General features: G+C 73.9%; 17 protein-coding genes. 13 read left to right on the plus strand and 4 right to left on the minus strand.

Annotation, left to right across the window (positions count from 1 at the left end):
- Positions 1 to 57: 57 nt before the first annotated feature.
- Genes D4B81_RS09290 through D4B81_RS09325 form a run of 8 tightly spaced genes read left to right on the plus strand, consistent with a single transcriptional unit; the run spans position 58 to position 9,755 of the window.
- Positions 58 to 903 (plus strand): CPBP family intramembrane glutamic endopeptidase, encoded by an 846-nt coding sequence (locus tag D4B81_RS09290; RefSeq protein ID WP_237565917.1) that lies wholly within the window; start codon positions 58 to 60, stop codon positions 901 to 903.
- Between the two features lie 18 nt (positions 904 to 921).
- Positions 922 to 2,130, plus strand: a complete 1,209-nt coding sequence (locus D4B81_RS09295) for a glycosyltransferase (RefSeq protein WP_122262157.1) — start codon at positions 922 to 924, stop codon at positions 2,128 to 2,130.
- A 20-nt stretch (positions 2,131 to 2,150) separates the two neighbouring features.
- On the plus strand, positions 2,151 to 3,056 hold the full coding sequence (locus tag D4B81_RS09300; RefSeq protein ID WP_122262158.1) for an ABC transporter permease: 906 nt from the start codon (positions 2,151 to 2,153) through the stop codon (positions 3,054 to 3,056).
- Positions 3,034 to 3,954, plus strand: coding sequence for an ABC transporter ATP-binding protein (locus D4B81_RS09305; RefSeq protein ID WP_122262159.1), 921 nt, complete (start codon positions 3,034 to 3,036; stop codon positions 3,952 to 3,954). The genes D4B81_RS09300 and D4B81_RS09305 overlap by 23 nt, the downstream gene beginning before the upstream one ends.
- A gap of 2 nt (positions 3,955 to 3,956) precedes the next feature.
- Positions 3,957 to 5,162, plus strand: a complete 1,206-nt coding sequence (locus D4B81_RS09310) for a glycosyltransferase (RefSeq protein WP_237565918.1) — start codon at positions 3,957 to 3,959, stop codon at positions 5,160 to 5,162.
- Between the two features lie 48 nt (positions 5,163 to 5,210).
- Positions 5,211 to 6,401, plus strand: a complete 1,191-nt coding sequence (locus D4B81_RS09315) for a hypothetical protein (protein WP_122262160.1) — start codon at positions 5,211 to 5,213, stop codon at positions 6,399 to 6,401.
- A gap of 58 nt (positions 6,402 to 6,459) precedes the next feature.
- Positions 6,460 to 7,797, plus strand: a complete 1,338-nt coding sequence (locus D4B81_RS09320) for a glycosyltransferase (RefSeq protein ID WP_122262161.1) — start codon at positions 6,460 to 6,462, stop codon at positions 7,795 to 7,797.
- Positions 7,794 to 9,755 carry a glycosyltransferase gene (locus D4B81_RS09325; protein ID WP_122262162.1) on the plus strand — a complete coding sequence of 654 codons (1,962 nt, stop codon included), beginning with the start codon at positions 7,794 to 7,796 and terminating at the stop codon, positions 9,753 to 9,755. The genes D4B81_RS09320 and D4B81_RS09325 overlap by 4 nt, the downstream gene beginning before the upstream one ends.
- A gap of 57 nt (positions 9,756 to 9,812) precedes the next feature.
- Here D4B81_RS09325 and D4B81_RS09330 read toward each other — a convergent pair whose 3' ends face one another.
- On the minus strand, positions 9,813 to 11,162 hold the full coding sequence (locus D4B81_RS09330) for a glycosyltransferase family protein (protein ID WP_122262163.1): 1,350 nt from the start codon (positions 11,160 to 11,162) through the stop codon (positions 9,813 to 9,815).
- A gap of 36 nt (positions 11,163 to 11,198) precedes the next feature.
- Between D4B81_RS09330 and D4B81_RS09335 the strand changes: the two genes are divergently transcribed.
- From D4B81_RS09335 to D4B81_RS09345, 3 genes are all read left to right on the plus strand, one after another.
- Complete coding sequence (locus D4B81_RS09335; protein ID WP_122262164.1) at positions 11,199 to 13,802, plus strand: glycosyltransferase family 4 protein; 2,604 nt, start codon at positions 11,199 to 11,201, stop codon at positions 13,800 to 13,802.
- A gap of 63 nt (positions 13,803 to 13,865) precedes the next feature.
- Entirely contained in the window at positions 13,866 to 14,405 is a 540-nt protein-coding gene (locus D4B81_RS09340; RefSeq protein WP_122262165.1) for a PadR family transcriptional regulator, read from the plus strand.
- Complete coding sequence (locus tag D4B81_RS09345; RefSeq protein WP_122262166.1) at positions 14,402 to 14,719, plus strand: hypothetical protein; 318 nt, start codon at positions 14,402 to 14,404, stop codon at positions 14,717 to 14,719. The genes D4B81_RS09340 and D4B81_RS09345 overlap by 4 nt, the downstream gene beginning before the upstream one ends.
- A 263-nt stretch (positions 14,720 to 14,982) precedes the next feature.
- Here the strand turns inward: D4B81_RS09345 and D4B81_RS09350 are convergent, their stop codons facing one another.
- Both D4B81_RS09350 and D4B81_RS09355 read right to left on the minus strand, forming a co-directional pair.
- Positions 14,983 to 17,154, minus strand: coding sequence for a RecQ family ATP-dependent DNA helicase (locus D4B81_RS09350; RefSeq protein WP_122262167.1), 2,172 nt, complete (start codon positions 17,152 to 17,154; stop codon positions 14,983 to 14,985).
- Positions 17,155 to 17,206: 52 nt separating this feature from the next.
- The gene (locus tag D4B81_RS09355; protein ID WP_122262168.1) at positions 17,207 to 17,704 is read right to left on the minus strand and encodes a nucleotidyltransferase domain-containing protein; all 498 of its coding nucleotides are present in this window, start codon (positions 17,702 to 17,704) and stop codon (positions 17,207 to 17,209) included.
- Between the two features lie 122 nt (positions 17,705 to 17,826).
- On the opposite strand from D4B81_RS09355, the gene D4B81_RS09360 reads away from it, so the two are divergent.
- On the plus strand, positions 17,827 to 18,396 hold the full coding sequence (locus tag D4B81_RS09360) for a hypothetical protein (protein WP_122262169.1): 570 nt from the start codon (positions 17,827 to 17,829) through the stop codon (positions 18,394 to 18,396).
- A 136-nt stretch (positions 18,397 to 18,532) separates the two neighbouring features.
- Here the strand turns inward: D4B81_RS09360 and D4B81_RS09365 are convergent, their stop codons facing one another.
- The gene (locus D4B81_RS09365) at positions 18,533 to 18,922 is read right to left on the minus strand and encodes a LysM peptidoglycan-binding domain-containing protein (protein WP_161965089.1); all 390 of its coding nucleotides are present in this window, start codon (positions 18,920 to 18,922) and stop codon (positions 18,533 to 18,535) included.
- Positions 18,923 to 19,177: 255 nt separating this feature from the next.
- Between D4B81_RS09365 and lexA the strand changes: the two genes are divergently transcribed.
- On the plus strand, positions 19,178 to 19,906 hold the full coding sequence (gene lexA / locus D4B81_RS09370; protein ID WP_122262171.1) for a transcriptional repressor LexA: 729 nt from the start codon (positions 19,178 to 19,180) through the stop codon (positions 19,904 to 19,906).
- The last annotated feature ends 2 nt before the right edge of the window (positions 19,907 to 19,908 follow it).

The following is a 19,908-nucleotide window of genomic DNA, read 5'->3' on the forward strand; positions in this document are numbered from 1 at the left end:
CCGGGGGCGCAGCGCTCACCCGGACCGGCACCGCACGGGCCCCACTAGGCTCCCCCCGTGCCCTCCCCGCCCACCGGACCAGTCACCGACGCCCCGGACGCCGACGTCACGCCGACCGTGTCCTGGCGCACCCTGCTGCCCGCGGCGGGCGTCTCCTTCTCGGCGTTCCTGCTCTTCGGGCTGATGATCGGCTGGCCGGGCCACGTGGTGCTCGTCGCCAGCCTGGTCGCGGCCTACCTGCTGCACCGTGAGCTCTTCAAGGACCTGCTCCTCATCGGCCTGGGCATCGCCATCGTCTCCACCACCTCGGTCGAGGCGGACATCAGCTGGCCGATGTTCTTCCGCCTGGGCCTCGTGCTCGGCGCCGCCGTCGCCGTGCCGGTGCTGGTCGACCGCCTGGTCCTGCGCCGCCGGGCGATCCGCTTCCCCTGGATCACCGGACGACGCTGGACCAGGATGCAGTGGGCCTACGTCGTCGCCGTCCCGGTCCTCGGTTACCTCATCCTGCCCGTCTACTTCATCCGCTCCGGGGCCTACCAGAACTGGCCCGCGATCAGCACCGCCAGCGAGTACGCCCGCTTCTTCGTCGGCGTCAACGCGGTCGGGCTGTGGGACGAGCTGTTCTTCATCTGCATCTGCTTCGCGCTGCTGCGCCGTCACTTCCCGGTCTGGCTGGCCAACCTCCTCCAGGCGACGATCTTCGTCTCCTTCCTGTGGGAGCTCGGCTACCGCGAGTGGGGCCCCGCGCTGACGATCCCGTTCGCGCTGCTGCAGGGCTACATCTTCACGCGCACCAAGTCGCTGACCTACGTCGTGCTCATCCACCTGCTCTTCGACGCGATCGTCTACCTGGCCATCGTGCACGCGCACGACCGCTCCGTCTTCCCGTTCTTCCTCTACTAGGCGAGCTGGAGGTATGCCGTGCACGTCCTCATGCTCGTCGCCACCCCCGTCGCCACCGACACCCGCGTGCTGCGCGAGGCCGGCTCCCTCGTCGCCGCCGGCCACCGCGTGCACGTCGTCGGGCGCAGCGTGCCGGAGGGTTACGAGCCGCCGGAGGGGGTGACCGTCAGCTCGGTGGGGACGTCGTCGGTGTTCCGCCCCGGTGGTGGCGCACCGCCCACGGGCCGGCACCCCCGCCGGCTGCCCCCGCACCTGCGTCTCGCGCGCTGGGCCCTCCTGCCGCAGCACCGCCGGTCGGCGTTCGGGCGCTGGGCGGAGGGGGTGCGGGCGGACGTGGCCGCGCGCGGGCTCCCCGTCGACGTCGTCCACGCCCACGACTTCACCGCCCTCGAGGTCGGCGCGGAGCTGGCCCGGGAGCGGGGCGCGCCGCTCGTCTACGACACCCACGAGCTCTGGTCCGGGCGCCCCCGGGAGCACCGGCCGACGCCGCTCGCCGACCGCCGCGAGCGGCGCGTCGAGGCCCGTCTCGGGCGCGAGGCGACCGCGGTGATCACGGTCGGCGACGGCGTGGCGAAGGCGCTGCGCGACCGCTACGGCTGGGACCACGTCCACGTCGTGCGCAACACCTTCCCCTCGGCCGCGCCCCACCCTCCCCCTCCCCCCGCCCCCGTGGCGCTCGTCTACGCGGGCCGGCTCGCGGCATACCGGGAGCTGGAGACGGTCGCGGAGGCGACCCGCGCACCCGGCCTCCCCCTTCCCGTCACGCTCCTCGGACCGGCGGACGACACCTGGCTCGCCGGCTTCGACCCGGGGTCCGCGACCGTGCGTCCGCCGGTCGGCGCCGAGGAGGTCACCGACCTGCTCACCGCCGCCGGCCTGGTGCTGGTGACGCACTCGGACCGCTGGGAGAACCACCGCCTCGCCCTGCCCAACAAGCTCTTCCACGCCGTCCGCGCCGGCGTCCCGGTCGTCGCGACCGACGTCGGCGAGCTGGCGCGCACCGTCCGCGCGCACGGGATCGGCACGCTCTACCGGCCCGGTGACGCCACCGACCTGCGCCGCGCGGTGGCCGAGGCCACCGACCCCGTGAGGTATGCCGAGCTGCGTGCCCGCGTGGACGCCGCCTCCGCGCAGCTGGGCTGGGAGCGGGACGAGCGGGCGCTGCTCGAGGTCTACGACGGACTGGGCCGCGGCGGGGGGCCGCGCGCTGTCCCCGAGAGCGGCTGAGGCGTGGGAGGATTCCGCCGATGAGCGATGACAGCACGTCGGTCGGCACCGGCACGAGCAGCGAGAGCGGTCCACGGGCCTTCGAGACGGTCTACCACCGCTACGTGCCGCACAAGACCGGCCTGCCCCACCTGCCGACCTACCTGCGCGAGCTGTGGCTCCGTCGGGAGTTCGCGTTCGAGACGTCCAAGGCGAGCATGCGCGGCGCCACCACGAACACCTTCTTCGGTCAGGCCTGGCTGGTCCTCAACCCGCTGCTCCTGGCGCTCGTCTACTACCTGCTCATCACGGTGATCTCGCAGAACGCGCGCACCTCGGGCTGGGAGTACTTCGCCCACCTCACCGGCGGGCTGTTCGTCTTCTACTTCTTCCAGGGCTCGGTCAACAACGCCGCCGGGTCGGTCGTCAACGCCGGCGGGCTCGTCCTCAACACCTCCTTCCCCCGGCTGCTGCTACCGCTGGCGGCCGTGCGCACCGGGCTGCTGCGCTTCCTGCCGACGCTGCCGGTCTACCTGATCTTCCACATCCTCGCCGGCAACGCCTGGACCTGGGTCACCTTCCTCGTCGCCCCGATCTTCCTGGGGCTGCTGGCGGTCTTCGCCTCCGGGCTGGCCGCGCTGTTCGCCGCGCTGCAGGTCTACTTCCGCGACATGACCGCCTTCCTGCCCTACATCATGCGGATCTGGCTCTACTCCTCCCCGGTGCTGTGGACGATCGAGATGATCCAGGGGCGCCCCACGGCGGCGGCGATCATGCCGTTCAACCCGCTCTACTCCCTGATCGGGGGGTACAACCAGGCGCTGCAGGAGGGCGTGCTGCCGTCCGCGCAGATCTGGCTCCTCGCCGTCGCGTGGGCCGTCGGCTCCTTCGTGCTCGGGTCCTGGTTCTTCATGGCGAGGGAGCGTGATTTCGCTGTCCGCATCTGAGCAGGCACGCGACGCCGCGTCGGGCGAGCAGCGGGCCGACCGCTTCTCCGTCGGCGGGACCTTCTCGGTCCGGTCGGACCGCTCCAGGGGGCCGGCGCCGGCACGTCCTGCGTTCGACTACCGCGACAACACCGGCCGCACGGACCTGGCGGCGAGCGTGCAGAACCTCTCGGTGACCTACCGCACGCGCTTCGAGCGGGTGCCGACGTTCAAGAAGGCGATCACCCGGCGGCAGCGCTCGGTCGTCGAGATCGAGGCGCTGCGCGGGGTGACCTTCGACGTCCCGGTCGGCACGACGATGGGCATCATCGGCTCCAACGGCGCGGGCAAGTCCACGCTGCTGCGCACGCTCGCGGGCATCCTGTCGCCCACCGAGGGCCGGGTCGAGGTGTGGGGGCGGGCCAGCACGCTGCTCGCCCTCGGCGTCGGCTTCAACATCAACCTCTCCGGGCGCGAGAACGTCCGCCTGGGCGGCCTGGCCGCGGGCCTGTCGCGGCGCGAGGTCGAGGAGCGGGCCGAGGAGATCGCCGAGTGGGCCGAGCTCGGTGAGTTCATCGATGCCCCGCTGCGCACCTACTCCTCCGGCATGTTCAGCCGCCTCGCGTTCAGCGTGGCCGTGCACATGCGCCCCGACATCCTGATGGTCGACGAGGCACTGTCGGCCGGTGACGCGAAGTTCCGGGCGAAGGCCGACGCCAAGATGGCCGAGCTGCGGGACAGCGCGCGGGCGATGTTCCTGGTCTCGCACGGGCTCGGCAGCATCCAGGAGATGTGCACCGACTGCCTCTGGCTGCACAAGGGCCGGGTGATGATGCACGCCTCGCCGGTGGAGTGCATCAAGGCCTACACCGAGTTCGTCAAGGTCGGCCGCACGCCCTCGACGATGGAGGATCTCTGAGGGTGGGGCGGGCTCCGGCCGTCGACGTCTCCGTCGTGACCTCGGGTCACGACGTCGCCGACGCGCGCCTGCACCGCCAGGTGATCGCGCTGCTGCACAGGGGGCTGTCGGTGGAGGTGCTGGGGCTCGGGCGCGCCTCCGACGCGCCGCTCGGTCTCGACCACGTCCAGGTATGGGCTCGCCGCTCACCCCTGCGTCGCGCCGGGCTCGCGGCACAGATGACGGCCCGGGCGCAGGGGCGGGTGCTGGTGACCCTCGACCCCGACTCCGCGCTCGCCGGGGCCGCCGTCGCGGCTGCCCGTGGCCGGCGGCTGGTCGTCGACGCGCACGAGGACTACTCCGCGCTGCTGCGCGACCGGCCGTGGGCGCGCCGCTGGCACGGGCTCAGCGGCGACCTCGCGCGGGTGCTGGTGCGGGGCTACCTGCAGGTGGCGCGCGGCGCGGCGCTCACTGTCGTCGCCGACGACGACGTGCCTCCGCTGCGCGCCCGCAACCGGCTGGTGCTGCCCAACGTGCCCTACCCCGGCATGCTGCCACCGCACGCAGAGCCGGACGCGTCACCGCGTGCGGTCTACGTCGGCGACGTCCGCTCCAGCCGGGGCCTGTTCGCCATGCTCGACGCGCTGACCGCGGCGCCGGCGTGGCGCTGCGACGTGGTGGGCCCCGTCGCCCTCGCGGACGCCGACGAGCTCGCGCGCCGGCTGTCCGCCGACCCGGACCTGGCCTCGCGCGTCACCTTCCACGGGCGCCGGCCCCCGCTACGGTCCTGGGCCGAGGCGCCCGGCGCCTGGTGCGGGCTGTTGCTGCTCGCCGACACGCCGGCCTTCCGGCGAGCGGTGCCCAGCAAGCTGCACGAGTACCTCGCCTGCGGCCTGCCCGTCGTCTCCACCGACCTGCCCCGTCAGTCTGCGGTCCTGAAGGCCTCGGGGGCCGGGGCGCTCGTGCCCGTCGGCGACGACACCACCGTCGGGGCCGCTGTCGCGGACCTGCTCAACGCCTGGGCCGCCTGCCCGGCCCCGCTGCTGGAGCTGCGCGCCCACGCCCGCGCCGCCAGCGTGGGCGACGAGGAGCTGCACGGCCACTACGACCGCTTCGCGGACGCCGTGGCTCGCCTCGCCGCCACCCCCACCCCACCGAGCCCACCGGGTGCACGCCCACACACCCACCGAGCCCACCGGCTGACCCGCCCACGCCCGCGGGCTGACTGACCCGTGCTACGGCATACCCCACGTCTGCCGGAGGGCGCGCGCGACGGCGTGCGCGCCCTGCGCCGCCACCTGCCGACCCCGGTGGTGCGCCAGGTCGACCGCCGCCTCGGCGTGACGCCGGCCTCGCCGACGGACGAGGAGCTGGCGCGCGGGCTGGCCGTACCCACCCTCCCCGAGGAGCCGCGGCGGTTGTGGGTCGCCCCGGCCAACTTCGCCGGGCAGGGCCACGCCTGGGCGCGCGCCGTCGACGCGCACGTCCCGGGGGTCGGGGCCCGGTGCATGGCCATCGAGGGGCCGCTGGGCTTCCCCGCTGACCAGGTGGTACCGGATGTGGCATACCGCGACATCGCCTGGCAGCGCGCCCAGGAGCGCTACGTCCTCGGGAGCTACACCCACGTGCTGGCCGAGGCGTCCCGCCCCTTGTTCGGCACCCTCTACGGACGCACCGTCGCGTCCGAGCTGCCGGTGCTCGCGCGGGCCGATCTGCGGGTCGGGCTCATCGCGCACGGCTCCGACCTCCGGCTGCCCAGCCGGCACGCCAGGCAGTTCGCGCACTCCCCGTTCCAGAACCCCGCTGACCCACTCACCGCCCGGCTCGAGCGGAACGCCCGCGCGGCGTGCCGGCTCTTCGCCACCTTCGAGGGCCCGACTTTCGTCTCGACCCCCGACCTGCTCGACGACGCCCCCGGTGCGCGCTGGTGCCCGACCGTGGTGGACCCGACCGCCTGGGCGAGCGACGCGCCCGTGCTCGAAGGGTCACGTCCGCGCATCGTCCACATCCCGAGCAAAGGACCGCTCAAGGGCTCGGCCCACATCGACCCGGTCCTGATGGCGCTCGCCGCGCGGGGGGTGGTCGACTACGTCCGGCTCGAGGGGGTGCCGCACGCGCGCGTGCGCGAGGAGGTGCGCACGGCGGACGTCGTCGTCGACCAGGCTGTGATGGGCCTGTATGGCGTGTCCGCCCTCGAGGGGCTCGCTGCCGGGCGACTCGTGCTCGGCTTCGTCGGGGAGCGGGTGCGCGGACGCGTACTGGCGACGACGGGTCACGACGTGCCGATCGGCGAGATCACGCCAGAGACGCTGCGCGAGGTGCTGGAGCAGGTGCTCGACGACAGGGCCGCCGCGCAGGAGCGGGCCGCGCGGGGGCCGGCGTTCGTCCGGGAGGTGCACGACGGGCGGCTCTCGGCGCGCGTGCTCCACGGCGACCTCACCAGCGTCGGGCAGGTGCCGGGTAGGTAGGGTCGGAACGGCCCTCACCGCCCGGTCGCCCGTCCCCGCCCTCCAGGAGGCATCCCTCTTGCCCACCGACCGCCCCGGCCGACCGCGGCTGCTGCTCATCGCCGCCTTCTACCCGCCGTCCCGGGCCAGCGGTGTCTTCCGGCCGCTGGCGATGGGCAACTACTTCGCCGAGCGTGGATGGGACGTGACGGTCATCACGGTGCAGGAGGAGTTCTTCGACCGGGTCACCGCCTCGCGCGACGACTCCCTGCTCACGGCGATCCATCCGGACGTCGAGGTGGTGCGGGTTCCGATGCCGATCCAGCACCTGGAGCGGGACCTGCGCCACTTCGGACCGCTGCGCGCCAACTTCCCGCGGCTGCATCGCAAGATCTACAGGCACCTGCAGGTGTTCGACCGGTACTCGCCCTGGCTGCCGGGGGTCGTCGCGGAGGGGCTGCGGCGCCACGTCCGCAGGAGGTTCGACCTCGTCCTGGCCACCGGCAACCCCTGGACGTCGTTCGCGGCCGCGGCCGCCCTGCACCACGCGACCGGTGTCCCTTACGTCCTCGACTACCGCGACAGCTGGACGCTGAACCAGTTCACCCAGCAGCCCGCCTTCCCGGCCGGCCACACGGCATACACCTGGGAGCCACGCGTCCTCTCGCGCGCCGCCGCGATCAGCTTCGTCAACAAGGGCATGCTCGACTGGCACGCCCGGCGCTACCCCCACCTGGCGGACCGCATGATGGTGCTCGAGAACGGGTTCGACGCCGATCTGCTGGCCGTCGACACCTACCGGCCCCCCGCACCCGACCGGCCCCTGCGGTTCGGCTACCTCGGGACGCTCACCGACCAGTACGACAACCGGATCTTCTGGCAGGGTTGGAAGCTCGCGCAGATGGAGCCCGAGCTGGCGGGGGCCACAGCCGACATCTACGGCCACGTGGGCTTCTTCGGGGTTGCCGCCGCGTCGCAGGCCCGCGGACTGCCGGACGCCTCCGTCCCGCGGGCGGTCTATCACGGCCCGGTGGCCAAGCAGGACGTCGCCGCGACCTACCGCGACCTGGACGTGCTGCTCTTCCTGGTCCCCGACAGCCCGTACGTCACGTCGGGCAAGACCTACGAGTACATGGCCACCGGCAAGCCGATCGTCGCCGTCCACACCCCCGAGTCGGCCGCCGGCGAGCCGCTGCGCGACTACCCGCTGCGGGCCACCGTCGCGGAGATGACCCCCGAGGCCGTGCGGGACGCGCTCGTCGAGGGCGCCCGGCTCGCCAGAGCGGCGACGCGCGCCGACCACGAAACCGCCCTGGCCCACGCACGCCGCTACGACCGCCGCACGCTGCTCGCCCCGTTCGAGGAGAGGATGCAGGCGACGAGACGCTCCGGACACGCGAGGAAGGGCGCCCGATGACCGACCCCACGCACGCCGTGCCGCCGACCGCGCCCCGCCCGGGCGACCTGCCGCAGCTGCTCGTCGTCACGCCCTGGTACCCGACCCCGGACCACCCGTACGCCGGCACCTTCGTCCGCGAGACCGTCCGCGCCCTGCTGCCCCACTACGACGACGTGCTGGTGATCCACGTCGAGAACGTGCCTGAGGAGGACACCCGGGAGCCGCGGTGGTCGAGCACCCCCGAGGGCCGGGTGCTGTGGATCCCCGCCCCGATGGACCCGATGACCGGTCGCGGCGAGGTGATCCTGAAGCAGCGGGAGGTTCTCGAGCGGCACGCCATGCCCTGGCTGCAGCACGTGCCCGTCATCCACTGCCACGCCGGTGCGCCCACCGGGGCCGCCCTGGCCACCCTGGTCGCGCCCACGGCGCGGCTGGTGGTCACCGAGCACGCGTCATACCTGTCGAGGGTCCTGGCCGACCCGGTCGGCCGCGATCTCTACGGGCAGCTCCTGCGCCGCGCCGACGCCGTCACTGCGGTCTCGGACAGCACGGTCCGGCTGATCGAGGAGGCGTTCCCGGACGTCATCGACCGGGTGAGCGTCGTGCCCAACCCGGTGCCGCTCGACGCGCTGCCGGTCAAGACGGACCTGACCGGCGATGTGTCGCGGTGGCTCTTCGTCGGCAACCTGGTCGAACCCAAGGGAGTGCGACGGCTGCTGCGCACCTTCGCCGCGTGGGTGGCGAGCTCCGGCGACCCGCGGGCGACGCTGACGATCGTCGGTGACGGCCCGCTGCGCCACGATCTCGCCGTCCTCGCGGAGGAGGTCGGCGTCGCCGACCGGGTGACGTTCGCCGGCCGCGTCGAGCCCGACCGGGTCGGTGAGGTCTATCTCGACCACGACCTGCTCGTGCACCTGTCCTACATGGAGACCTTCGGCCTGACCTGCGTGGAGGCGGCCGCCGTCGGGCTCCCCGTGCTGGCCACCGAGTCGGGTGGCCCGCAGAACACCCTTGCGGTGCACGCCGCGCTCGGGCTCGCCGAGCTCGTCCCGGTCTCGGTCGACGAGCACGACGTGCGGCCGGTGATCGACGCGCTCGTCCGCCTGCAGCGCAGCATCGACCCCGACAACCTCCCCCTCTCCCGCCACCACCTCGAGCAGGTCTACGGCGCGAGGACTGTCGGCGGCCTCCTGCACCTCGTGCTGTCCGATGGTGATCTGCCGCAGGCACCTGTGCTCGAGGGCCTGCGGCTGCTGGCCGTGGCGATGTCCGTCAAGCAGGCGCGGGCTGCCGAGGGCGCCCTGGCCAACTTCGCCGCGTTCGGCGGTGGCGGGGTCTACCTGACCAGCGTCCCGCCCCAGCACCGCCTGCCCGCCAGCGTCCGGGTCGTGGACATCTCCGGCATCGAGCAACGGACGCTGGTCAGCCGGCTCGAGCGGCTGCTCGTCCTGCAGCTGCCGGCCGTGGCCCTGCGCGGGGCCGGGCGGGCCTCCCGCCTCGTGGGGCGGGTGGCGGCACCGGCCGGGCAGCGGGCCAGCTCGCTCGTCGCGCGGGCGCAGGCCAAGCACCGGAGCGTCGCGCACGCCGTGCGCCACCGCGGGCCCTACGCCTTCCTGTGGCGCAACGTCGGCCCCTGGTATGCCGCGCGCAAGCTCGAGCTGGCCGGCACCTTCGAAACGCTGGACGTGGAGAACCTGGACTGCGCGCTCCTCCCGGACGAGTTCATGACCCCCCTGGTCGTCCGCGCGCTGCGGGTCAACCCGGACCTCGAGGTGCGCGCGCGCTGGCCCCGCCGCGCCGTCGCGCACATCTACGCCGACAGGGTGCTGCGCGCCGCGTTTGAGTCGCCGGGCGAGGACAAGGGGGTGGCGCCGGAGTCTCGGGTCGACGCGGTCGACCCGGAGACGACCGCTGACGACGGGACGCAGGTGGAGGACGAGGCCGTCACCGACCGGGAGGACAACATCCGCAGCTGAGGTGACACTGGGCGCTGCAGCCCCCCGGCCCACCTCGGTGCGCGTCCACCGCGGACCTCAGCGGGCCGCGTCGAGCAGGGCGGACACGCGCTGACCCAGCTGCGCTTCACGTGAGCTGGCCAGGGCGAAGTCCGCGCAGGCCTGCCGCGTGGCGCGGTCGGCGGTGCGCGCGGCGGCGGCAGCAGACACCAGCGCCGTGGCGACCGCCTCGGCAGAGAGGTCGCGCGCCGGAAACCACAACGGGTAGTCGCCCAGCACCTGCGTCGCCGCGTTGCCCGGGTCGTGCACGGAGACGACGGGCAGGGCGCTGGCGAGGTACTCGTACACCTTCCCGCTCGTGACGTAACGCCCGGTGCCGAGGATCAGCAGCAGGACGTCGAGCTGCGCGTAGACCTCCGCGACGGCGGTCTTGGAGACCGGTCCGTGGACGACCACACCGCCTCCCGAGCCGCCCGTCGGCAGGGCGCCCGGGGTGCCCGGGGTGCCCGGGGTGCCCGGGATCGAGGAGGACCCAGGGTGCTCCACCGCGTAGTGGCTGCTGTGGCCCCAGAGGTGCGCCGTGGCCGAGGCCACCTCGGCCGAGCGGGCGGCGGCGGCGGCCCAGCCCGCGCGGAACGCCTCGAGCGGCACCTGCCGGGACATCGTCCCGATGTAGCCGAACTGCAGGGGACGCGCGGGGTCCGGCGCCTCGAGACGGGGCGCTGGGGCGAACTGCGGGTCGTAGCCGTTGGCCACCACGTGCATGAGCGCCGCGGCAGCAGGGTGCTGCTCCGCGTGCCAGGCGCGGATCGGCTCGTTGACGAACCACACCTCGCGGGCGTCCCGCATGAGACGGCCCTCGAGCCGGTCGACCCTGCTCCCCCGCCGGTGCGTGCGCCGACCGGTGAAGACGTCCAGCTGCCAGGCGTCGCGGTAGTCGACGACGTAAGGAACCCCGTGGTCGCGGTGCAGCACGTCGGCAGCCACGAGGTCCACGTAGGGGTTGGCGGTGGCGACGACGAGGTCCACCGCGCGGTCGGCATGCACCTGCCGCGCCCCCGCCTCCAGCACCCGGCGCCACGGGCCGTATCCGACCTCGGGGAAGGACACCCGGTCGAGCTCCTTTCGCACCCGCCACCACACGCGCGGCGCGGCCCGGCGGACCGCCGACCACCGCGCCCGGTCCGGCTCGCGTGCCGGCCAGTCGAAGGGGAGCCTGCGCACCGAGACCTCCGGGTGGACGTGGGCCTCGAGGGCCGCGTCCACGGCCGTGTACCGCTCGAAGGCCTCGCGCGCCGCGGTCAGGACGGTGACCCGGGCTCCGGCGTCGGCGAACGCCGCAGACGTGGCCAGCGCTCGGTAGACCCCGCCCCCGCGGGCCGGGGGAAAGCCCCAGGCGACGTAGAGGACGTGGGCGGGCCGGGTCACCCCAGCGAGGCTACGGCACGGTTACGATCCTCGACGATGAGGCAACGTGACCCCGCCGCCGCCCGCCGTCCGCACCTGGTCGTCATGGTTGACAACCCGGTCATCGGCGACTCCCGCATGCTCAAGACCGCGGACTCGGCCTTCAACGCCGGGTACGACGTGACGCTGCTCGGGCTGGCGAAGCGGACGCCGCCGGCAGGTCGTCACGGCCCCGTGCCGCTCTACCGGGTGACCGTGCCGGCCCACCGGCACCACGGCTATCAGTCCGGGCAGCGCTTGCGGGAGCGCCTCGGGGACGTCCTGCCGGCCAGCCCCTGGCCGACGCAGCTCCCGGCCCGGGCGGTCAACCGGATGGCTGCGTGGGCGGTGCGGGGCGTGGGCGGGCGCACGCCGTTGCGCTCGCGGGCACGGTCGCTGTCCCGTCACATCGAGCGGCCGCGCCTCGCCAGGGGATTCCGCGCGCAGCTGGAGTTCCTCTACGAAGGGCCGCTCGACGAGGAGACGGCCCGCACCGCGGCTGCGGAGTGGAACCCGGACGTCCTCGTCGACGGGCGCTACCGCTGGCTGTGGCCGCACATGGAGGACGTGGAGCAGGCGTTCGTCGAGGCGCTGCTCGACCTGGACCCCGACCTCATCCATGCCGCGGACCGGTTCTGCCTGGTCGCCGCCGCCACCTACGCAGGCGTCCGCCAGGCGGAGGGACGACCGGTGCGCTGGATCTACGACGCGCACGAGTGGATCCCGGGGCAGACGCTGCACGGAGCCCCCTACGCCAAGACGGCGTGGCTGGCGGCCGAGCACGAGCTGGCTCCCCGGGCCGACGGGGTGATCGCGGTCTCGGAGGAGCTCGCCGACCGGATGCGGGCCCGTCACGGGCTGCGCGAACGCCCCACCGTCGTGCTCAACGCCCCGGTCTCCACCCGGGTCGCGATGGATCCCGCCGAGCGGCGACCGCTGCGCGAGGAGGTGGGGTTGGAGCCGGAGGTGCCGCTGCTGGTCTACGTCGGCAAGCTGTCCGAGCTCCGCGGCGTCCTCACGACGGTCCAGGCCCTGCCCCTGCTCCCCGGGGTCCACGCCGCCTTCGTCGGGTCGCAGGACCGGATCCGCGCAGATCTGCAGTCCCTCGCGGAGGAGCTGGGGGTGGCCGACCGGGTCCACCTGCTGGACTACGTGCCGGCGGGGTGCGTCACCTGGTACATCGCCTCGGCGGACATCGGGCTCTCCCCTCTGCTGCCCACGGCCGCGCACCACGCCGCCCTCCCGACGAAGATCCGGGAGTGCCTGCAGGCAGGGCTGCCCCTCGTCGTGTCCGACATGCGGGCGCAAGGATCATTCGTGAGGGAGACGGGCGTGGGGGCCGTGCACCGCCCGGGGGACCCCCGCTCGCTGGCCGAGGCGGCGCGCACCGTCCTGGACGACCTCGCGGCCTACCGTGCGGCCATCACCCAGGAGCTGCTCGCCGAGCACACCTGGGAGGGGCAGGAGCGCCGGCTCGTGGCCCTGTGGCGGTCCCTCGTGCCCACCACGGGCACCGCCGCCGGGCACGTCCTGCCCGGCGAGCGCCCCGAGGACCTGCGCACACCGGGGCACGACCCGGCGTCCGTCGGCATCGTCGGTCCTACCACGGCGGTCTCGACGCCGCTGCAGGACGCGCTGGAGGCGGCGGGGGAACGGGCACACCGGGTCGGCCCCGCCAGCGAACCGGTCGTGGACCCTTCGGCGAGCACGGGCCAGATCCGTGCCTCGCTCGTGCATTGGCTGCGTCTGCAGGACGGCCCAAGGCGGTTGATCTACACCGAGCCCGCGCCGCACTGCCCGCTGATCCACCGCCGCCTGTTCACAGAGGTGACCGCGCTGCGGGCGATGGGTCACAACGTCGCGGTTCTCCTCGAACCGCTCACCCACGTCCGGCCCGAGGACCTCTTCGCGGCCGTCCCGGGTCATCCGCTCGACGCGCGGGCGGAGGAGGTGCGCGCGCGCTACGCCCGTCAGGTGCGCCGCAACCGCGCCCAGCTCGAGGACCTGGACGCGACGCTGCTGACGACCGGTCTTAACGCAGCAGGCCTGCTGCCCCGGGCCGTCTGGCTGCCGTTCCCGGTGGCGCCGACGACCCGGAGCGGGCCTGGAACGGCCACCCTGCGTGTGCTGGTCGCACCCGGTCCCCGGACCCCTTCCGAGCAGCAGCACGTGGAGGCGCTCGTCGCCCGGTTGGCGCACGATCCCGCGGTCCGCGTGACGCGGATGGACGTCACCAGGGGCGGTCCGGCCCCGGACCTCGCCGGGCACCATCTCGTGCTCGACCCCCTGACGCTGGGCGAGCACTCGCCCACGGCTGCGCAAGCGATGGCTCACGGGGCCGTCGTGGTCAGCGGTGCTCGCTCGCAGGTAGCCGCCGGGGTCCTGGCCCAGCACCTGGACGCCGTGCAGCTCGACCCCGCGCTCCTCTCGTGCGTCCTCCTCGCCGCGGCATCGCAGGACGTGGACGAGACGGTTGCCGGCGCGCTCGCGCACCTGAGCCGGGAAGCGGCTGACGGGTCCGGCGAGACGGCCGACCTGGCCCGGCGCGTCGCGAGCCAGCTGCACGGCGCTCAGTCCGTCCGTCTTGCGGTGGAGCGTGCGCTGGGGCCCTCGCCGGCCTGAGGCCGCGCCGCGCCGGGTGGCTCGACCTTGCGCTCGTGTATCTGGCAGATATATGCTCAATGCATGACCCGGCCGGCCAGGACCCGCTACGCCGTGCTCGGCATGCTGACGCACGGCCCGATGACCGGGTACCGGCTCCGCGAGGAGATCAGGGGGACGGTCGGTCACTTCTGGCGAGAGAGCTTCGGCCAGCTCTACCCCACGCTCTCGCAGCTCGAGCAGGAGGGCCTGGTGCGGCGTGGCGGCGACGCGGGTCGCAGCGACCCGTGGGAGATCACCGCCGCGGGCCGCCAGTCCCTGCGCGTCTGGCTCGCCACCGAGGCGGAGTCGCCGTCCCCGGAGCGCAACGAGCTGCTGCTGCAGATCTTCTTCGGCCGGCACGCCGACCCGGGGGTGCTGCGCGGGCACCTCGCCCGGCACCGCGAGCGCCTCGAGGAGGCTCGGGCGCACTACGCGGGTCTGGAGGGCCTGGTGGCGGCCGAGGACTCCCCCGACCGCACCTACTGGCTCATCACCGTGCGCCACGGCCTCGCGCTCGTGGGGGCGGGGCTGCGGTGGAACGCGGACGCCACCGCGCTCCTCGACGAGGAAGACCCGGTATGACGCCGCCCACCTCTTCCGCCACGGCCCCCTCGCCCGTGCCCTGGAGGGCTCGCCACCGGCGGGCCCTCGGGCTCGTCGGTGCGGTGCTGGCAGCCGGGATGACGGTCCTGTGGACGGTCGTGGTGCCGGACAAGGCCGACGCCGCGTCCGGGCTGCAGCACGCGCTCCTGAGGTGGGGGCACGCCGCGTCGTGGGCCTGCCTCACGGGGGTGGGTCTCGCGGTCGCGACGGGCGCACCGCGGGGCGTGCGGGAGATGCTGGCGTGGGGTGCCCTCGCCAGCTACGGCGGGTTCCTGCTGTCGCTGACGCTCTGACGCTCTCCTGACGGGGGCGGGCGGACCGGCGTCGCAGACACCGGCCCGCCCGCGCCCGAGGGACCCGGCAGACCGGGGAAAGCCGCGCGTGGCCCCGTGGATCCCGGTGCGTCGACCGGGCACCCTCCCTTGGCACGGTGAGGATGTCCTGCTTATGCCGCGAGCGGCCCGGATGTTGCGCGTCCCGCCGTACTACCGGTCGACCCCGCCCCGTCCGAAGCTGTGGCACGCCCAGCTGCCGGGCAGGAGGCGGTGTCGGTGGCTCACGCCTCGAGAGCGAGGACGAGCGGCAGGACCGCCGGCGCCCCGGCGAGGCGCAGCTCGCGGGCGGCCACGGTCAGCGTCCACCTCGAGTCGGCCGTGTCGTCGACGAGCAGCACCGGGCCGCCCGCCCGGGCGAGGGCGTCGCGGAGCTCGGGACCCACGCCGAGGCGTCCCCACACGTTGGCGAGGCGGAAGGCGCTGTTGCCGCCCGACTCCCCCACCGGTCCGCCGTGGACGTGGTCGAGCGTGCCGAGCAGCGGCAGCCGTCCGATCGTGCTGATCTGCTGCGCGAGGGAGCCGGTGACGGCCGGTCGACGTCGTGACGGCATGGCGACGACCCCGACCGGGCGGACGGCCCAGTCCCAGGTCGCCAACACCTGCACGACCGCGCGCACCACGTCCTCGGGGACGGGCGCACCCGGTCGGACGCCCAGGTCCGGCTCGTCGGGGTCCACGACCCGCGACGTGCCCTCGGCCAGCACCCCCCGGAGCCGCTGGCCCCAGCCGAGGTCGGAGAGCCGGGCCAGCGCCCGCCCCACCTCACCCTGCTCCCCCGGGGGGATCTTGCCCTTGACCTCGACCCCGAGCCGGGGCATACCGGTCGGCCACTGCGCGCGGGGGTCGAGCCGCACGCCGACGGCGCCGAGGGTCGCCCGTGCCGCCCCGACGGCGGCGTCGGGGATCTCGGTGGGGTACCAGGGGCCCGAGCAGGAGTCGCACCGACCGCAGCGGGCGGCCGTCGGGTCGTCCAGGCACTCCTGGAGGAAGGCCATCCGGCACTCCGCGGTCTGCTGGTAGGCGGTCATCAGCTCGGCCTCCCGCACGCGGGCCTCCGCGACCCGCGTGTAGCGCTCCCTGTCGTAGACCCAGGGCCGGCCGGTCGCGGTCCAGCCGCCCTGCACCTTCGCGACGGCGCCGTCGACGTCGAGGACCTTCAGGAGCAGCTCCAGCCGGGTACGGCGCACGTCGACGATCGTCTCCAGGGCGGGGGTGGAGAGCGGGCGCGAGGACTCGGCGAGGGCGGTGAGCACAGCGTCGGCCTGGTCCTGCCGGGGCATCGACACGGTGGCGAAGTAGGACCAGATGTCCCGGTCCTCCGAGCCCGGCAGGAGCAGCACGTCGGCGCGCTCGGTGGCCCGGCCGGCCCGCCCGACCTGCTGGTAGTAGGCCACCGGGGAGCTCGGTGCCCCGAGGTGGACGACGAAGCCGAGGTCCGGCTTGTCGAAACCCATGCCGAGCGCGCTGGTCGCCACCAGCGCCTTCACGGCGTTGTCGCGCAGCGCCGCCTCGAGACGCTCGCGCTCCTCGGGGTCGGTGCGCCCCGTGTAGGAGGCCACCTCGTGCCCCGCCGTGCGCAGCGCCTGCGCGACGTCCTCCGCGGCAGAGACCGTGAGGCAGTAGATGATGCCGCTGCCGGGCAGCGAGCCCAGGTGCGCGACGATCCAGCCGAGCCGCTGCTCGGGGGTGAGCCGGGGCAGCACCCCCAGGCGCAGCGACGCCCTGGCGAGGGGGCCGCGGATGGTGGCGACCTCGGCGCCACCCGTCCCGAGCTGCTCGACGACGTCGGCGACCACCCGCTCGTTGGCGGTCGCGGTCGTCGCCAGCACGGGGGTCCCCTCCGGCAGCGTCTCCAGCAGAGTGCGGATCCGGCGGTAGTCGGGGCGGAAGTCGTGGCCCCAGTCGCTGATGCAGTGCGCCTCGTCCACCACGAGCAGGCCGCACCGCCGGGCCAGGTCCGGCAGCTGCTCGTCGCGGAACCGCGGGTTGTTGAGGCGTTCCGGGCTGACGAGCAGGACGTCGACCTCGTCGGCCGCCAGGGCGGCGCGCACGTCGTCCCAGTCGGTCGCGTTGGCCGAGTTCATCGTGACGGCCCGCACCCCGGCCCGTGCGGCCGCGGCGATCTGGTCGCGCATCAGGGCCAGCAGCGGGGAGACGATGACCGTGGGCCCGGCCCCGGCGGCCCGGCGCAGGGCGGTGGCCACGAAGTAGACGGCCGACTTGCCCCACCCGGTGCGCTGGACCACGAGCACGCGGGACCGGTCCTCGACCAGGGCCAGCACCGCCTCGAGCTGGCCGTCCCGGAAGTCCACGTCCTCCCGCCCGACCAACCGGCGGAGGGCGCTGCGGGCGTGGTCGACGGACACGGCGCTGTCCTCGGTGAGAATCGTCATACCCCGACCGTAGCCGCCCGGACCGACACCTCCCGCCGACGTCCACAGCCCGTCACCGACGGGAGGCCTCCCACCGGTCCAGCTGGGCGAGGTCGTGCCGGTCGACGTCCCGCAGCGGGTAACCCCTGCGCAGCGCGCGCTGGTGCCCGGCGGTGGCCACCACCACGGCTCGCCCACCGATGCGTCCGAGCGTCCGGTCCCGCGCCGCATGGAGGAACTGATCCTCCCCCAACCCCTGCTGGATGCCGTCGCCGTCCACGTCCAGGCGCATCGGGTGCACGTCGACCCTCCCGTCCGGACCGGCCAGCTCGACCCGGACCGGACGCCAGTCCTCCTGCACGCGGTAGCCTCGCGACTCGAGCCAGGACACGAGCCCGGCCTCGTGGGCGTCGTCGAGGACGATGTCGAGGTCACGGTGCGGCCGGGTCTGCCTGCCCACCAACCCGTCGACACCCCACCCACCGTTGACCTGGTACACCGCGCCGCAGGCCTCCACCCGGTCGATGATCCTGGCCACCTCGGCGGCTCCCGTCCCCGGCCCCTCGTCCATCGGCACAGTGTCTCGCAGGCAGGAGGGCCGTCGGGACCCGCGTCGTGCGGCAGGGGCCCCCGCCGGGGGGGCCCGCGGTCCGCCGTGTGGTTCCCACCCCCGGCGTGTGGTCGGATAGGAGGATGACCGACCCCACAGACGTGCCCTTCCAGGACGACCGGACCGTGCCCGGCGAGTCCCTCTACGAGGGTCGGCGTCCCGAGGGCGGTGCCGGGTCCACGGAGCAGGACCTCCAGGACCGGGACATCCCGGTCGACCCGCTCCTGCCGCCGGCGGAGACCGAGACCGACCTGCTGGCGGCCAGGGTGGAGGGACCGGAGGACCAGGCCGGCATGACGGAGCTGTGGCGGGCCACGATGGCCCTGCCGCACTGGTGGTTCGTGGCCGTGGGCGACGAGGGCAGCGAGTCGCCCGCCGCGGCCTCCATCGAGGGCCAGCTCATGCTGATGACGTTCACCAACGGCGAGCGGGCCCGTCACTTCGCCGTCCAGAACGGCATGATCGCCCCGACCGAGGAGCTGAGGGCGATCGCCCTGCCGCCGACGGACGTCGTGGGGTCGGCCGACGCCTACCGGGGCGCCGGCATCGCCGGGCTGATGTTCGACCCCCACCTGAGCGGCTACTTCATCCCCTCTGAGCAGCTGCCGGTCGTCTGGGAGGCGATCCACGCCGACGCTGACGCGCCGCGCTGACGCTGACCCTCCCGCGCCTGAGGACCCTCCCGCGCCCCGGACCGTCCCGCGCGCCCCGGACCGGACAACGCCTTCCGACCGGACAACGCCTTCCGACCGGACAACGCCTCGGACCGACCTGCGGACGGGAACCCGGTCAGCGACCGGGGATCAGAAGCTCCTGCCCCACCGCGATGCTGGTCGTGCTCAGGCGGTTGGCGCGCTGGATGTCGCTGACCGCCTGCGACAGGGGCACGTCGGGCAGGTGCGTCACGGCGATGTGCGAGAGCGTCATGCCCGGCTGGACCACGACGGCCGAGCTCGCGCCCGCGGGGCCGAGGGCCCCGACCAGCGAGAGGAGCGCCAGCACGAGGACCAGCGCGACCGTCCCGGTGAGGGCGAGCCGGCCCCTGCGGGTGAGGTGCAGGTCCGCAAGAGCTCGGGCGGGAGCACGCTCCTCCTCCCCGACCACACGCAGGCGCTGACGCCCGACCGCAGCTCCCACCGACACCTGGGGACGGTAGTACTCGACGACGGCACTGCTCATGGCTGTCCTCCTCGTTCTCGCACGTGCGTGCGATAGCACGTCTGTGCTAGTTGTAGCACGTGCGTACGACGTTGTCGACACGCCGGTCGAACAGATGTTTGTCCCGACGCCTCTTCGCTCGTACGCTGTGGTCATGTGAGGAACGAAACCACTGACCACCGACAGACCCGTCGGACGGAGCTGGTGGAGCGGTCCTGACACCTCGGAGTCCCGGTCGACGACCGGGGCCAGGCAGCGGAGGAGACGGGGAGACCCATGGCAACCATCCACGAGATGCCCGACCGCGACGGCGGCGCGCAGCTGACCAACCGCCAGCGACGGGTGCTCGACGTCATCCGTGACTCGGTCGACGCCCGCGGCTACCCGCCCAGCCTGCGGGAGATCGGCGAGGCGGTCGGCCTCACCTCACCGAGCTCGGTCGCCCACCAGCTGAAGATGCTCGAGCGCAAGGGCTTCCTGCGCCGCGACCCCAACCGTCCGCGCGCCATCGAGGTGGTCACCCCCGGGGACGGCGCGGGGTACCGTCGCGCCGACCAGAGCGCCGACCCTGAGGCCGCCCGGGGCGGGAGCGAGGTCTACGACGAGACCGGGATCGGCGACGCCCGGCCGCAGGCCTCCTACGTCCCCGTGCTCGGGCGGATCGCCGCCGGCGGGCCGATCCTGGCGGAGGAAGCCATCGAGGACGTCTTCCCCCTCCCCCGCCAGATCGTCGGCGACGGCGAGCTGTTCCTCCTCAAGGTCGTCGGTGACTCGATGATCGACGCAGCGATCTGCGACGGCGACTGGGTGGTCGTCCGCCGGCAGCCCACCGCGGTCAGCGGCGACATCGTCGCCGCGATGCTCGACAACGAGGCGACCGTCAAGACCTACAAGAAGCGTGCGGACAAGGTCTGGCTGATGCCGCACAACCCGGCCTACGAGCCCATCGACGGCGACCACGCCGTCATCCTCGGCAAGGTCACCGCGGTCCTGCGCCGCGTCTGACC

The sequence above is a fragment of the Ornithinimicrobium cerasi genome, assembly GCF_003702705.1.
GTDB lineage: Bacteria > Actinomycetota > Actinomycetes > Actinomycetales > Dermatophilaceae > Ornithinicoccus > Ornithinicoccus cerasi.